General features: G+C 39.6%; 12 protein-coding genes, 1 rRNA gene and 1 pseudogene. 8 read left to right on the top strand and 6 right to left on the bottom strand.

Annotation, left to right across the window (positions count from 1 at the left end; translation table 11 throughout):
• Nucleotides 1-3: 3 nt before the first annotated feature.
• On the top strand, nucleotides 4-1,047 hold the full coding sequence (trpS, locus tag AAZR93_RS16275) for a tryptophan--tRNA ligase (protein WP_294110322.1): 1,044 nt from the start codon (nucleotides 4-6) through the stop codon (nucleotides 1,045-1,047).
• A 79-nt stretch (nucleotides 1,048-1,126) separates the two neighbouring features.
• On the opposite strand, the gene AAZR93_RS16280 is transcribed toward trpS, so the two are convergent.
• Nucleotides 1,127-1,804, bottom strand: a complete 678-nt coding sequence (locus AAZR93_RS16280; protein WP_294110324.1) for a hydrolase — start codon at nucleotides 1,802-1,804, stop codon at nucleotides 1,127-1,129.
• 266 nt (nucleotides 1,805-2,070) lie between these two features.
• Between AAZR93_RS16280 and AAZR93_RS16285 the strand changes: the two genes are divergently transcribed.
• A complete protein-coding gene (locus tag AAZR93_RS16285) occupies nucleotides 2,071-2,946 on the top strand; it encodes a pirin family protein (RefSeq protein ID WP_434720419.1) in 876 nt (291 codons plus the stop codon).
• A gap of 49 nt (nucleotides 2,947-2,995) precedes the next feature.
• On the opposite strand, the gene AAZR93_RS16290 is transcribed toward AAZR93_RS16285, so the two are convergent.
• Complete coding sequence (locus AAZR93_RS16290; RefSeq protein ID WP_294110328.1) at nucleotides 2,996-3,901, bottom strand: LysR substrate-binding domain-containing protein; 906 nt, start codon at nucleotides 3,899-3,901, stop codon at nucleotides 2,996-2,998.
• A gap of 200 nt (nucleotides 3,902-4,101) precedes the next feature.
• Between AAZR93_RS16290 and AAZR93_RS16295 the strand changes: the two genes are divergently transcribed.
• Nucleotides 4,102-5,799 (top strand): ATP-binding cassette domain-containing protein, encoded by a 1,698-nt coding sequence (locus AAZR93_RS16295; RefSeq protein WP_434720420.1) that lies wholly within the window; start codon nucleotides 4,102-4,104, stop codon nucleotides 5,797-5,799.
• Nucleotides 5,796-7,445, top strand: coding sequence for an ATP-binding cassette domain-containing protein (locus AAZR93_RS16300; RefSeq protein WP_434720421.1), 1,650 nt, complete (start codon nucleotides 5,796-5,798; stop codon nucleotides 7,443-7,445). The genes AAZR93_RS16295 and AAZR93_RS16300 overlap by 4 nt, the downstream gene beginning before the upstream one ends.
• Before the next feature lie 17 nt (nucleotides 7,446-7,462).
• Here the strand turns inward: AAZR93_RS16300 and yiiM are convergent, their stop codons facing one another.
• Together yiiM and sodA are read right to left on the bottom strand one after the other, a co-directional pair.
• A complete protein-coding gene (gene yiiM / locus AAZR93_RS16305; RefSeq protein ID WP_294110332.1) occupies nucleotides 7,463-8,143 on the bottom strand; it encodes a 6-hydroxyaminopurine reductase in 681 nt (226 codons plus the stop codon).
• Between the two features lie 144 nt (nucleotides 8,144-8,287).
• On the bottom strand, nucleotides 8,288-8,914 hold the full coding sequence (gene sodA, locus AAZR93_RS16310) for a superoxide dismutase [Mn] (RefSeq protein ID WP_294110334.1): 627 nt from the start codon (nucleotides 8,912-8,914) through the stop codon (nucleotides 8,288-8,290).
• A 476-nt stretch (nucleotides 8,915-9,390) separates the two neighbouring features.
• On the opposite strand from sodA, the gene acs reads away from it, so the two are divergent.
• From acs to AAZR93_RS16330, 4 genes and pseudogenes are all read left to right on the top strand, one after another.
• Complete coding sequence (gene acs / locus AAZR93_RS16315) at nucleotides 9,391-11,346, top strand: acetate--CoA ligase (protein WP_434720422.1); 1,956 nt, start codon at nucleotides 9,391-9,393, stop codon at nucleotides 11,344-11,346.
• Between the two features lie 195 nt (nucleotides 11,347-11,541).
• Nucleotides 11,542-11,853 (top strand): DUF485 domain-containing protein, encoded by a 312-nt coding sequence (locus tag AAZR93_RS16320; protein WP_336431029.1) that lies wholly within the window; start codon nucleotides 11,542-11,544, stop codon nucleotides 11,851-11,853.
• Nucleotides 11,850-13,499 (top strand): cation/acetate symporter ActP, encoded by a 1,650-nt coding sequence (actP, locus tag AAZR93_RS16325; RefSeq protein ID WP_434720423.1) that lies wholly within the window; start codon nucleotides 11,850-11,852, stop codon nucleotides 13,497-13,499. The genes AAZR93_RS16320 and actP overlap by 4 nt, the downstream gene beginning before the upstream one ends.
• A gap of 171 nt (nucleotides 13,500-13,670) precedes the next feature.
• Nucleotides 13,671-14,045 (top strand): annotated as a pseudogene (locus tag AAZR93_RS16330) (IS3 family transposase); the annotation flags it as partial.
• A gap of 134 nt (nucleotides 14,046-14,179) precedes the next feature.
• On the opposite strand, the gene AAZR93_RS16335 reads toward AAZR93_RS16330, so the two are convergent.
• Both AAZR93_RS16335 and rrf read right to left on the bottom strand, forming a co-directional pair.
• Nucleotides 14,180-14,608: a hypothetical protein gene (locus tag AAZR93_RS16335; RefSeq protein ID WP_294110350.1), complete on the bottom strand. Its 429-nt coding sequence runs from the start codon at nucleotides 14,606-14,608 to the stop codon at nucleotides 14,180-14,182.
• A 1,181-nt stretch (nucleotides 14,609-15,789) separates the two neighbouring features.
• A 5S ribosomal RNA gene (gene rrf / locus AAZR93_RS16340) occupies nucleotides 15,790-15,891 on the bottom strand; the annotation flags it as partial.

Consider the following 15,891-nt stretch of genomic DNA (forward strand, 5'->3'; position numbering starts at 1 on the left):
GAGATGAGTACTCCCATTGAACAACTAAAGCAATCCCAAAAACCTATTGTATTCAGCGGCGCACAGCCTTCCGGTGAATTAACCATCGGTAACTATATGGGTGCATTACGTCAGTGGGTACAAATGCAAGACGATTACGACTGCATTTACTGTATCGTAGACCAGCACGCAATCACGGTGCGTCAAGACCCTGACAATTTGCGCAAAAGAACTCTCGATACCTTAGCTCTCTATCTTGCTTGTGGCATTGACCCGAAAAAAAGTACAATTTTCGTCCAATCTCACGTGCCGCAACATGCACAACTCAGCTGGGCGCTAAACTGCTATACCTATTTTGGTGAACTCAGCCGTATGACGCAGTTTAAAGATAAATCCGCGAGTCACTCTGAAAATATTAATGCCGGTTTATTTGACTATCCCGTATTAATGGCCGCAGATATTCTGATTTATCAAACCAATCAAGTCCCTGTTGGTATCGACCAAAAACAACATCTTGAATTGAGCCGTGATATTGCCCAACGTTTTAATGCTATCTATGGTGACATTTTCACTGTACCAGAGCCATTCATCCCAACGGGTGGCGGTGCTCGTGTTATGGCTCTTCAAGATCCAACCAAAAAAATGTCTAAGTCCGATGAAAACCGTAACAACGTTATCGAGCTATTAGAAGACCCAAAAGCCGCAATGAAGAAAATCAAACGCGCGATGACTGACTCTGAAGAGCCACCTCGTGTTATCTATGATATCGAAAATAAAGCAGGGGTCTCTAATCTACTGGATATTTTGTCTGGTGTGACAGGTAAAAAGATTGCCGAGCTTGAAGCTGAGTTTGAAGGGCAAATGTACGGTCATCTAAAAGGTGCCGTTGCCGATGCCGTCGTCAGCATGCTAACCACATTACAAGAACGTTATAACACCTTCCGTAATGATGAAGCCCTGTTAAATAAAATTATGGACGACGGCGCAACTAAAGCAGCTGCGCGTGCTCAAGAAACCCTTGATAAAGTGTATGATGCTATCGGGTTTGTAAAACGCCCACAGTTATAATTAGCCCATCACCAAACAATAAAAATGGGGAAATCATTCCCCATTTTTATATCTGTAATATATTAATTAAACTAACTAATTAGCGCTGTGAATCTAATAGCTCATTATTTTTGAGAACTTCTTGCGCTTTGCCATAGCTCTCAATAAGCAACTGATAAGCAGGAAATATTTTAGTGTAAGCGTCAGCCCATTCACCTGCATCGTCACGGTTCCATGTTTTTTGTAATTCAGAGGCAACCGCAGCGGTATCCATTGGTACAACACCAGCTTGAACGACACGAGCTAAAGTAATCTCTTGAGCCATCTTACTGTAAGTTCCTGATGCATCAATAACAACAAATACTTGATAACCATCTGCAACCGCACTGATAGCAGGAAACGCCATACAAACGCTAGTAATTGTTCCCGCTATAATGAGTTGTTTTTTACCCGTCGCTTTAACCGCAGCCACAAATTCAGGGTTATCCCATGCGTTAATTTCACCACGACGAGCAATATATTGTGCATGTGGCGCATTTTGGTGTATCTCTGGGATTAATGGACCATTAGGACCTTGAGGAACAGATGCAGTTGTAATAACAGGGAGCTTCGCTAATGATGCCATCTTAGCTAAAACGGAAGCTCTGGCACGTAATTCAGTCATTGGCATATCACCAACCGTTTGAAATAAACCACTTTGATGATCGATTAATAACATAACGGCATCATCTGGATTAATAACAGGGCGCTGACCATTAAAATTTGCAGGAATACTCATGATAATACCTCTCAACCGATGAAATAATTAAATCTATTTAAGTTAGAAAATAGAACACTGAATGGCTCATTTTCTTAAAATCTAGATTAATGCATCCTTTTTTGGCTGAGTAGTCCAGCTTTTGATAAACACTATCCTATTTATAGAACAATATGTCGCCCTAACATTGTTCTATCTTTGCAACAATGAAACCTATTTTTGCCACTACTGCTTAAACATTTACTCCCTTATTATTCGTTCATCAAAATAGAATTAGGAGTAAGACCATGAAAAAAATCATAGGTATCTATAAATCCCCTCGTAGCCATTGGGTCGGCGATGGTTTTCCCGTTCGTTCAATGTTTACTTATAGTAATCATGGGAAATACCTTAACCCATTTATCCTACTGGATAGAGCTGGACCGTTTAATTTTCCAAGCTCAGATGCTCCAAATAGAGGGGTTGGTGAGCACCCACATAGAGGTTTTGAAACCGTCACTATTGTTTATGATGGCGAAGTTGCTCACCATGACTCAACAGGAAAAGGTGGGGTTATCGGCCCTGGTGATGTGCAGTGGATGACAGCAGCATCCGGTATTTTACACCAAGAGTATCAATCTGATAGCTTTATGAAAAATGGCGGTACTTTAGATATGGTGCAATTGTGGGTCAACTTACCCGCAAAAGATAAATCAGCAGCGCCGGGATATCAATTACTGCAAAGTAATAATATTCCCAATATTGCCTTACCGAATGAAGCAGGAACGTTACGCGTTATTGCAGGTGACTATCTAGGTAACAAGGGCGCCGCACGAACCTTTACCGCGATGGATGTATGGGATTTACAACTGAATAAAGGTAAAACTGTTGGCTTACAGACCAAAGCAGGTCGCCACGTTGGCTTAGTCATGCTACGCGGTTCATTGTTTGTTGATGGCAATGCCAGCTTGAGTGAGGGGGAATTAATGATCCTTGATAACAGCGATAGCAATATCATACTCGAAGCCACAGAGGATGCATTAGTGCTGTTTTTAAGTGGTGATCCTATTGATGAGCCGGTAGTCGGTTACGGCCCGTTCGTCATGAATAGCGAAAAAGAAATCACTGAAGCCGTTAATGACTTCAATAATGGTAAGTTTGGTCATATTCCAGCCGCTCATTAGATTTTACTATACGAAAAATTCCCCATGGGCTTGCCTATCGGGGAATTTTTTATTTCACGGCTAATGAGATATTTTCTGCTAAATAACTTAATAAAAGCTGAACAGATGGCAATAGCCCTTTACGTGATGGGTATACCGCATGAATAATATCTTCAGGGAAATGCCAGAGGGGTAATACCTCAACCAGCTCCCCCGAATTTAAATCTTTTTCTACCACACCATAAGGCAATCTTGCAATTCCGATCCCTTTTAACGCTGCTCGGTACAACGTCAACACATCGGTTGTGGCAAGTTTTGGTGTGAAGTGTTGAGTAAAACTCAATGCCTCACTATTTTTAAGCGTTAGTGTATAATTTTGCGAATGCTCTGTATTAGCAAGTATTGGATAATCCACCAGCGCTTCAGGATCTTTTGGCGCACCTTGTTCACGAAAGAGCGATGGACTGGCCACTAATATTCTGCGTGAATACCCCAATACTTTCATCATCAACCCAGAGTCATCTAGCGGTAATGATCGCACCCGCAACGCTAAATCAAGACCTTCACTAATCACATCAACAGGGCGGTTAACGGCTAAGATTTGAATATTAATATCAGGATACTTAACCATAAAATCAATAAGTAAATCATTAAGATAAACTTGCAATAAAGCAACAGGGCACGATAACTTAATTGTTCCTTTAGGATGTGTTTGTACTGAACAAATAAGTTCATGCGCAATTTCCGCTTCATCCACTACATTTTTACATTGTTGATAGAAAACTTGCCCAATTTCAGTGACATGAAATTGACGAGTCGAGCGGTAAATCAATGATACTTTCAGTTTTTGCTCTAAGTCTGCAATACGCCGACTGAGCTTTGATTTTGGTATCCCAAGAGCTAGTCCCGCTTGAGAAAAGCCACCATGCTCCACCACTTTCACATAATAATACAGATCGTTTAAATCATATTGCATACCGTTCTCTCACTTAAATACAACATAATGAAAAATGTTATAACTCTATATTACTTAAAAATTGGCAAAGCATCCCTAATCATCGATGTTTCACTTTACCCTACCTGCTATCAAAACAAATAGTCCCGTTGTCAAAACAACTAAATCCCTACTACTAAAGGAAATAAACTACAGTAAAAGATTCTCTATGGAGGTTTGGTATGTATCGCGCATTATGGGCATTATTTCGCCCTTACCGTTTTATTTTAGCTTTTGCCATCATATTACAAGCGATAGCAGGCATCAGCTCACTAATCCCTTGGATTGCCATCAGCCAAATCGCCGTTGCACCTATTGAGCAATATTATTATTGGATGATCATTGCCTTTATTGGTGGATTAATATGGTTAGTTGGCCAAACTCTTGCGCTCTACTTAACACATCAAACAGATAACCGCCTTTGCTACCATTTACGCCTAAAGCTACTGAATAAACTGGGTAAACTTCCATTAAATCATTTTACTCAGCATGGAAAAGACGGTGTTCAACAAGTTATTGAACGAGATGTTCGCGCACTCCACCAACTCACAGCACATGCCCCTGCCGATATTGTACAACTTATCGTTGTCCCCATCACCGCAGCTTTAATTTTATTATTTCAAAACGGCTTATTATTACTGTTTTGTTTGCTACCTCTAGCAACCTCTATTTATTTGTTTAAAATGATGCAGTCGCCACGTTACCAAGCGCTATACAGCGCACGTAATGAAACGATAGCCCATCTTTATGAACATTATGCTGAACTGGCTGATAACCCGTTACTCGCAAGGCAATTCCCGGAAAAATCAATTCAAAAAACGGTGACTCTAGCGCTGATTTCTTTTCAACAAGCTTTTGAACGTTGGATAAGTAAAATAGGTGCACTTAGCGCATTAACACAACTTGGTATTAGCACCACACTTCTCTCATTATGGGTAATTTTAGGGGCATGGATTCTCCCAGAACCCACGTCACTTGCTCAAATTATCTTATTCATACTCTTGATGCATAGCATAGCTGCGCCAGTTGCAGCAATGGGTCATGGCGGTGATGCACTCAATCTTGCAATTAGTGCATCACAACGAATTGAGCAATTACTTGAACTTCCTGAAATGCAGTACGGCGAAAAAACATTAAACACCACAGCTTGTGATCTACAAATTGAGCATCTTAGTTATGCTTTTCAAGGTAAAATTTTATTATCAGATATTAACTTACATATAGAACAGGGTGAGTTTATTGCGATAGTCGGACTATCTGGCGCGGGGAAAAGTACACTATTACAGTTAATGGCTCGTTTTCTAGACCCAACTCATGGCAATATATCCCTAAATAACAATCACTTTGGCACTGTTACTCTACCTCAATTATCATTAAACGGACTTAACCAACAAATCTCTATTGTGATGCAAAATACTCAACCGATACCTTGCTCACTACGTGATAATTTACAGCTTTTTTCGTCTCATAGTACTACTGAGGATATTCATCATTACCTCGAAGCACTCAATTTATTACCGATATTGGCGCAACACCCTAAAGGTATCGATAGTATTGTGGGTACAGATATCAATTTATCTGGTGGTGAAGCTCAACGATTAGCCATTGCCCGGACGTTACTTTCCCCCGCACCCATTTTGTTGTTCGATGAACCCACATCAGCACTTGATCCACAAAATGCACAACGTGTTTTAACATTACTCGAAACCGATAAACGAACTCGAGTCCTCGTTACTCATGATTTAAATTGCTTAACTCGAGTCAATAAAGTGTTCTTATTAGATAACGGTGAATTAATTGCACAAGGAACGCATCAGCAGCTTTCTGAGCACTGTTTGCAATATCAGCAATTGCTAAGTGCTTTAGAGGAAAATAAATGATTAAAACACTGTTATACAACGTTCGCGGCGCTATTGCTTGGATGACACTAGGTGCAATACTTGATGGGATAAGTGGTTTACTGCTGGCCTCGGTAATTCTCAATTGGTCGGCGGGTGATAATATCTCATTGATACTGCTCACCATAAGTAGTTTGACAGCACTATCTGTTACTTTCATGGCAACACAAAAAGGCTATTTAGCAGGTGGCACGGTAATGCGCTATTTAACAGCTGCCCTAATTCGCCATTTACCACTATCATTAAAACCCGTCAAAGCTGCGAGTCATCTAATCTCAGGTCCAGCCTCGCAAATCATGTCAGTCCCAGCACACTTATTACACCCGATCATCAGTGGTATCGTCACCCCCTTAACTGTCGTTATTGGCTTATTAATTTATCAATTCGTCTTTGGCGGAATACTGTTACTTATTGGTGTAGCACTGCTTTTTATATTGCGTTTTTGCGCCAAACAAATTGCTCGTGCTGAGCAAAAAGTTTATGTTTCTCAACAGGAAGTTATTAGTGCTCTTGATAATTTTGCAACCCACCAGCCTTTAATACGTCGTGCTGGAGTTAGCCAGAACCAACAAAAAAATCTAGAATTAGCGCTTAATAGCCAATATCACACCCAAAAACAGCTACAACGCCAAAGTCTTCCTTTTCATTTGTTGTTTTCATTATCGATTCAAATCATTTTTATTGGTCTGTTTTGTGCTGGTGTTCTATCCATGATGGGTATTTTTTCAGTAAATAACACCACGCTTAACCTAAATGTCTGGTTGGCGGGCATGCTATTACTTGCTCGTTTTATTGAACCATTATGGCTATTGTCCCATTTAGACCAAGCCTTGCGCCAATCTAAAAAAGCCATAGCGCAAATAGAACAAGCCCTTAAAACAGACGAACTTTTTTTTCCGAAAGAATCTCGATATCCTGAAAGCAATCAAGTGAGTTGTCATGCGCTATCCCATTACAGCCACGATAAAAAAAGAATTTTAAATAATATTACGTTAACGTTTAAAGAAAATGAATTGACCGCTATCGTCGGGCCATCAGGGGCGGGGAAAAGCACCTTATTAAGTTTATTAGCGCGTTTACAAAATCCCACTCAAGGCACTGTAAGCTACGGCAACATAGAAGTGACCCAGCTATCCCAACAAATACTTTGTGCAAAACGAGGTGTACTCTTTCAAGATAGCCGCCTATTTAGTGGCAGCTTACGGCAAAATTTATCTCTTCATATCAATAATATTGATGACCGACAGATAGCTATAATGCTATCAAGACTCAACATGGATGCAGATGATGAACTACTTGATCGTGATGTGGGAACCGGAGGTATGGCTCTTTCTGGTGGGCAAAGACAACGTTTATGTATCGCAAGGCTACTTTTAAGTCACCCTGATATTATTTTCATGGATGAACCGACCGCCAGCTTAGATTATATCAATACTGCTTCAGTTATTAATTTACTCAGCGAAGCTCATCAGCAAACTCGGATTATCGTTACTCATCAACCCATGTTGGCGCAACAAGCTAACCATATTATTTATATGGAAAATGGCAAGGTAACTGACCAAGGGTCGCATTACGAACTTATGGATAGAAGCCCTTGGTATCAACAATTTATTCATCACAATACATGAACAGTATATGAATTATATTAGCCACGTTTACCAAATAAACGATGGCTAAATTCTTCAATACAGCGATTATCCAAGCGATTTTGCATAGTTAAACTCCAACTTGCCGATAACCCAGCCGCACTGAGAAGGCGACGATACAACTCTTCATCATAAGGCGCATGGAACGCTATCATAATCGCTTCTTGTACCGAAATATCACTATTACGGCTCAATAACTTCAAGGGTGTGCTTGCGCTAACACTACCGGTTTTAATCACTCGGTATAACCAACCACATCGCCCAGTTTCTTGCATCACTTGGGCAAAATTTTCGATCCCCGTTAAGCCATTAAGTTTATAACAAGGGGAACGGGGCTGGGTCACTTGAATACGGGCATCACCCCAAGCAAATATATCACCAATAAATACACTTTCTTCTGTCATACCTTCTGTTGATATATTTTCACCAAAAGCAGGTGGGATAAATAACTCTTCCTGTTCAGGGTAAGCGTTTAACCACAAAGCATAGTGTTCTCTTGGATAATGGCACAATGCTCTATCGGGACCACCATGAAAACGTTTTTCCGCCTGCTCATCACCTTCAAGCCCCATTTGTCCTAACGACAATAAGCCATCCGCTTCTCGCTTATAAATAGCGCTTTGACCACAAGATTGCGTTGATTGAATTTTGCCGATAAATACTTGAGGAAGGAATTGCATTGGCTTTAGTCTCTATTTAGGTCAGCACAAAGGGCTTCCATCATAAAGAATGCGATGAGATATAACAATAATTGACCAAATTAAAACAGGCATGATTTGGTTTAAATCATGCCTGCAAAATTATTCAATTAAAATTGAACAAAATTATTTAGTTTTTCCTGCAAAACGTTTTGCAGCTTCATCCCAATTCACTACTGACCAGAAGGCCTTAATGTAATCAGGACGGCGATTTTGGAATTTCAGGTAATATGCATGTTCCCATACATCTAAACCAATGATTGGATAACCTGATACACCAGAAATAGCTTCACCCATAATCGGGCTGTCTTGGTTAGCAGTTGATACAACAGCTAATTTGCCGTCATCTTTAAGTACTAGCCATGCCCAACCAGAACCAAAACGTGTTGCAGCGGCTTTCTCAAATGTCTCTTTGAATGCATCTACGCTACCGAAATCACGCTCAATCGCAGCTTTCAATTCGCCATTTAATTCAGTACCTAATTTCAAACCATCCCAGAAGAAAGTGTGGTTTGAATGGCCGCCTGCGTTATTACGTACAAAAGTACGTTGATCAGCAGGGATTTGATCCAATTTTTGAATCAATACATTAATATCTAAACCGGCTAATTCAGGTAATTTTTCTAATGCTGTATTGGTATTTGTAACATAAGTCTGGTGATGCTTAGTATGGTGGATTTCCATAGTTTGTTTGTCAAAATGAGGTTCCAGCGCATCATAAGCATAAGGTAAAGCAGGTAATGTATAACTCATATTATTGTCTCCAGTGACTTATTAATATTTTCCCGTCTTACTCCAAGTTGCAGCTTACCTGTAACTCGAACTATTTTGGGTACATACCCTTAACTTCTCATTTTCAACACAAGGCTAATAGGGTATGCACTTACGTAATTACGCATCTTGTGAATTAGTACCATTATAGTTATTTTACTGTTAATGAAAATCATTATCAAATCCATAATAATTTTGTGGTCTTTCTCATCCGCTATCATTACTCTCTAATTCAGTAACAAATACCAATACACCAGCTATTTCATTTTCTTTACAACCAGATAATCTGATATTTTCAGCATTTAACTTCAGATTTGCATTTAGCATCAAATGATAATCCTGAAAATCTGATTACAATTAATACGTGATCTTCCGCTCAAAAGAAAAACAAATATCTATTTTTCTCTTTAGTTAACTATTTTTTGACATAGTATTAACATCTGCAAGGAGATAATAATATGACTCAAATAACTAAACATCCAGTTCCTACTGCAATTGCTAAAAATGCCCTAATAAACGAACAACAGTACAACGATGAGTACCAACGCTCGATTCAAGACCCTGAAGGATTTTGGGGCGAAAAAGGAAAAATCGTTAATTGGATAAAACCGTATACCCGTGTCAAAAACACCTCTTTCGACCCCGGACATATTGATATCTGTTGGTTTGAAGATGGTACTTTAAACTTAAGCGCGAACTGCTTGGATCGCCATCTGGCTGAAAAAGGTGACCAAACAGCGATTATTTGGGAAGGTGATGACCCATTATCATCAAAACATGTCACTTATCGCGAACTACATCATGATGTTAGTCAGTTTGCGAATGTATTAAAAAAATACGGTATCCGTAAAGGTGATGTCGTCGCTATTTATATGCCAATGGTTGTTGAAGCTGCGGTGGCAATGCTGGCTTGTGCTCGTATTGGAGCTATCCATACGGTCATTTTTGCAGGTTTTTCACCAGAAGCGGTATCAGGCAGAGTCATCGACTGTAAAGCTAAGCTTATCATCACGTCTGACGAAGGGCTGCGCGCAGGTCGTGCAATCCCGTTAAAGAAAAATGTTGATGATGCCCTCACAAACCCACAAGTTACCACGGTTTCAAATGTTATCGTTTACCGCCGTACAGGAAACTCACCAAGCTGGGTTGAAGGCCGTGACCTATGGTGGCATGACATTATTCAAGGTGTCAGTGCAGACTGCCCACCAGAAGAAATGAATGCAGAAGACCCTCTGTTTATCCTCTACACTTCTGGCTCTACAGGCAAACCTAAAGGTGTATTACACACCACGGGTGGCTATCTGGTCTATGCAACATTAACATTCAAGTATACCTTTGATTATCACTCAGGTGAGGTTTACTGGTGTACAGCCGATGTCGGCTGGGTCACAGGTCACAGCTACCTACTGTATGGTCCATTATCAAACGGTGCCAAAACAGTGATGTTTGAAGGCGTACCCAATTACCCTTCGGTTAATCGTATGTGCCAGATTGTAGATAAACACCAAGTTAATATTCTTTATACTGCGCCAACCGCTATTCGAGCCCTTATGGCCGAAGGTGATAAAGCGATTGAAGGAACAGACCGTAGTTCACTGCGTATCCTAGGTTCCGTTGGCGAACCAATCAACCCAGAAGCTTGGGAATGGTTCTATAAAAAGATTGGTGATAGCCGCTGCCCTGTCGTTGATACATGGTGGCAAACTGAAACTGGTGGCTTCATGATAACCCCACTACCGGGTGCCACCATGCTAAAACCGGGTTCAGCTACCTTACCTTTCTTTGGTGTTCGACCTGCAATTGTCGATAACCTCGGAGAACCGCTAGAAGGTGCGGCAGAGGGTAACCTCGTCATCATTGATTCATGGCCAGGTCAAGCGCGTACCTTATTTGGTGACCATGACAGATTCGAACAAACTTACTTCTCTACCTTTAAGGGAATGTATTTTAGTGGTGATGGTGCTCGTCGTGATGAAGATGGCTACTTCTGGATAACTGGGCGTGTGGACGATGTATTAAATATATCAGGACACCGCTTAGGGACTGCGGAAATAGAATCTGCTCTCGTTTCACATCCAAAAGTTGCTGAAGCCGCAGTTGTTGGTATTCCTCATAATATCAAAGGGCAAGCTATCTATGCTTATGTCACTTTAATATCAGGAACAGAACCTTCCGCCGAGCTCTATACCGAAGTTCGTAATTGGGTACGCAAAGAGATAGGCCCAATTGCAACACCTGATGTTCTACACTGGACTGACTCTTTGCCTAAGACTCGCTCCGGCAAAATTATGCGCCGTATCCTACGTAAAATTGCATCAGGAGATACCAGTAATTTCGGAGATACCTCCACGCTGGCAGATCCGGGTGTAGTCGAAAAACTACTCGAAGAAAAACAATCAATGAGTATGTCATAACGCCAAAAGGCCAACTCATAGAGGCGGCCTTACATACATCCCAACAAGATGGTTTACTCTAAATAATTCGAGGCGCAGCTAGGCGACAAGCGAACGAATCACGAGGAGCATACATAAGTATGTGACTCGTGTGAGTGAGCGCAGCCAACAAAGCTGCAACTTGAAGTATAACGAGTATAACAGAGGAGAACTCTGATGAATGCTACTGCTTACGAAAAGGTAGAGAATAACCCTCGCTTTAAAGAACTGGTTAGAAAACGTAGTCGCTTTTCATGGCTATTATCAGCAATAACGCTAGCGCTATATGTTAGCTTTATTTTCCTCATCGCATTCGACCCAAGTTGGCTTGGCACACCTATAGCCGAAGGTTCTTATATCACAAGAGGCATTCCTGTCGGTGTTGGCCTCATTGTTATCTCTTTTGTTTTAACTGGGATCTACGTAATTCGAGCAAACGGTGAATTTGACCGCTTAACAGCTGAAATTTTACAAGAGGTAGAAAAATGAAAGTCTTCCCCTCTCTCGCTCTCTTTTTCACCTCATCAATCGCATCAGCAGATGCGTTAACCGGAGATGTTGAGCGCCAACCTGTTAATATTCAAGCAATCATAATGTTTTTATTGTTCGTCGGTTTTACGCTTTATATCACCTATTGGGCATCAAAAAGAACACGCTCGCGCTCTGATTACTATACCGCTGGTGGGAAAATAACAGGATTTCAAAATGGTATGGCTATTGCGGGGGATTTTATGTCTGCCGCTTCATTCCTAGGTATTTCCGCACTAGTTTATACCTCAGGATACGATGGGCTTATTTACTCCATTGGCTTTTTAATCGGCTGGCCTATTATCTTATTTCTCATCGCTGAGCGTTTACGTAACCTTGGCCGTTATACCTTTGCTGACGTAGCGTCATATCGATTAAAACAAAGGCCTATACGTATTCTTTCCGCTGTAGGGTCATTGGTTGTTGTCGCACTCTACTTAATTGCTCAGATGGTTGGAGCTGGAAAGCTAATCGAATTACTGTTTGGCCTAAATTATCATGTGGCTGTCGTTATCGTTGGCTTTCTAATGGTGCTATATGTTTTGTTTGGTGGAATGTTAGCCACTACATGGGTGCAAATCATTAAAGCAATATTATTGCTAGCCGGTGCGACATTTATGGCAGTTATGGTCATGAAACATGTCGGCTTTAACTTTAATACCCTGTTTAAAGAAGCTGTTGCGGTTCATAAAAATGGTATCGCCATTATGAGTCCAGGAGGATTAGTTTCAGATCCTATCTCGGCGCTATCTCTTGGTTTAGCTCTTATGTTTGGTACTGCGGGTTTACCACATATCATCATGCGATTCTTCACTGTGAGCGATGCAAAAGAAGCACGTAAGAGTGTGTTTTATGCAACTGGGTTTATCGGTTACTTCTACATATTAACCTTCATTATTGGTTTCGGTGCTATTGTGCTTGTCGGTTCAAACCCGGCCTTTAAAGATGCAGCCGGCGCATTAATTGGTGGAACAAATATGGCCGCAGTACATCTTGCAGATGCGGTTGGTGGTAACTTCTTCTTAGGTTTCATTTCTGCCGTTGCTTTTGCCACAATACTCGCCGTTGTCGCAGGACTCACACTTGCCGGTGCTTCTGCGGTATCTCATGACCTTTACGCTATGGCAATGAAAAATGGTAAAGCAAATGAAAAAGATGAGCTCCGAGTGTCTAAAATTACCGTTGTTATTTTAGGCTTTGTTGCAATCGGTCTGGGTATTTTATTTGAAAAACAAAATATCGCCTTCATGGTTGGATTAGCATTCTCAATTGCAGCTAGCTGTAACTTCCCAATTATTTTACTTTCAATGTATTGGCGCAAGCTGACAACACGAGGTGCATTAGCGGGTGGTTGGTTAGGCCTGTTAACAGCGGTTGTTTTGATGATCTTAGGACCCACAATTTGGGTTGGTATTTTGCATCATGATAAACCTATTTACCCATATGAGTATCCTGCATTATTCTCAATGATCGTCGCATTCACAGCTTCATGGCTGTTCTCTGTGACTGATAATTCAGAACAAGGAAGAATGGAAAAAGAACGCTTCAAAGAGCAATTTGTTCGTTCTCAAATTGGTTTAGGTATCGAGAAGGGAAAATCACACTAAAAATTATTTTCCTCATACTCTTAAAAAACGGCTCAATGAGTCGTTTTTTTATTTATAAAAACATCTTCGTTATTATGAACTTATAAACACTAATACCTACATACTAATCATATGTTATTATTTTTTATTTAATTACTGTAGTGACATAGTTAATTTTAAAGACTACTTTTCAGTGTTGAATTCAAACTATTTGCCCGAAAACCGATTGGTTGAGCAATATCATTATCACCAAATAGTCAATTAACGGGAAAAGCGCTATCAATGGCTTATAAATCAAGAGGAAAGTCTAAGAATGTCTTGTTTCTCTCGGCGAGATAATTGTTGGAATAATGCACCAATGGAATGTTTTTTATAAGCTTAAAAACAAAGTGGATACCTATTACAGGTTATCGAAGTTTTACTAAAGCTCAGCACCAAATAATCCGTTATATGATCAGGTACTATAGCCAACTCAGACCCCATCAATATAATGATGTATTAAAACCCAATGAATCAGAGCGATTATATTGGAGAAATTCTAAAACAGTGACCAATTTTTATTATTGACCACTAAACTCTTGAGTTAGCTTATCTTTTTGGTAAAAATTGGCAGTAATAAATTGTGATTACTAAAAAAATTCAATCCCCTGCCATTATCGGCGGGGGATATCTAAATAAGACACAGTAATTAACACTAAATATTATCTTGAATAATATTGTCTTTCAGATTCAACCCAATTATCAACTAGCATAAAAAAATGTTGAGGATCAGTCTGCTTTTCTTCACGTAATTTCTGGTACTCAGCTTTATTCTTAGGTATGTAGCGCGATAATAATTGACTTAAAACGATTTCTTTTTCTGCAAAACGAGAACCAATTTTAAATTGTTTATATAATAAAGTAGTAACTATGGCGCTCAGAGCTAGCATACCTAAGCCAAGACTAAAGCTATAGTCAATCGCAAGAAAATTTCTAACTGTATTTAGTAATAAAAATGGCACAAAAAACATCACGAGCAATGACAGAATGATCGCACCATCTTGCCCATTATTGAATTCATTTTCTTGCTGTTTGTTTACAGATACTATTTGGTCAAAAACTTGATGATTAGCGCTTTTTATTTTTTTCATTTTATCCACCTTTGATAAACAAACAATCTTCATAATAAGTACAAAAGATAAAATCTTTGCACCTTTCTCATTTGTCTATTTTCCAGCTTATAGTGTTCATTTTATCCTACTGATGAGACTATCAATAAGTAAATTCCCTTTATAAAATGACAATATCGCTTAGAAAAACCACTATATGCAGTATAAACACAACCAAATGAAACATCAATTTAACAATTTTTATCTATTTTATGAAACATAAAAAGACCTATTTATAACAATTACATCTGTAGTTGTATATCTACAAAACAGATAAATAACTTATTATTAATTGATATTCATAGCATTAGTTAGTCCAAAAGCATTTTATTGACCAAACTCAATGTGTTAAATGAAGATAAAAACAAAATTATTTAAGTAAAAATACAACAAGTAAATGTATATGGAGCATATCAGAATCATTATTATTATTAATATAAAAAATATTTTAAGGCATGACCAATTTTATCATCAATACTTGGCTAAGTGCGTACTCACACTTCTTCCACCAAGTGAGCTGTTACTCACTACTTTATGTTGGTCAAATCCATTCATAGCATTAATGTTAATCACAATACGTACATAGCATTAATGTTAATCACAATACGTGCATAGCCAACTTCATCATCAATGTACAACTAAGCACAAAACTCATACTACTTCCACCAAGTGAGCTGTTACTTACTGCTTTATGTTGAGTAAATTCATTCGCTCTATCAATACCGACCTCAAGGCTAAAGCCCTTTATGATATGAGGTCTCAAAATAAGCCTATTGATATAAAAAGATTGAAGTTCTTGGGTACTGAGGTGACTGAGCTAGATCGGCACAATCACACTCTACTTTGCCTGTGTTCTAGTCATAAGCCATCACTGATAAACCCAAGAGAATACTTATCTCTAAAATCTCTTAATGAGATAAAATTTTGAAATAAATTTATGAGGTAGTGAATGAATATGTTTTTTATATCTTTGAAGATTAGTATATGAGTGTGTTGGCGTGTTCATGTGGAGTCATTGTCAATGTTTAAACAGCAATCGACTCTCCCTCAGCGAAGGCTTGACTGTCATTGCGGTTTGTCCGCGATTCAACATTTTCGCATCGGGTTACCAAACCCCCAACGCAAAAAAGCCACCCAATGGGTGGCTTTTCGGCTTAATTAATGTCTGGCAGTTCCCTACTCTCACATGGGGAGACCCCACACTACCATCGGCGCTACGGCGTTTCACTACTGAGTTCGGCATGGGGTCAGGTGGGACCACCGCG

It is taken from the genome of Providencia sp. Je.9.19 (genome assembly GCF_051129765.1).
GTDB lineage: Bacteria > Pseudomonadota > Gammaproteobacteria > Enterobacterales > Enterobacteriaceae > Providencia.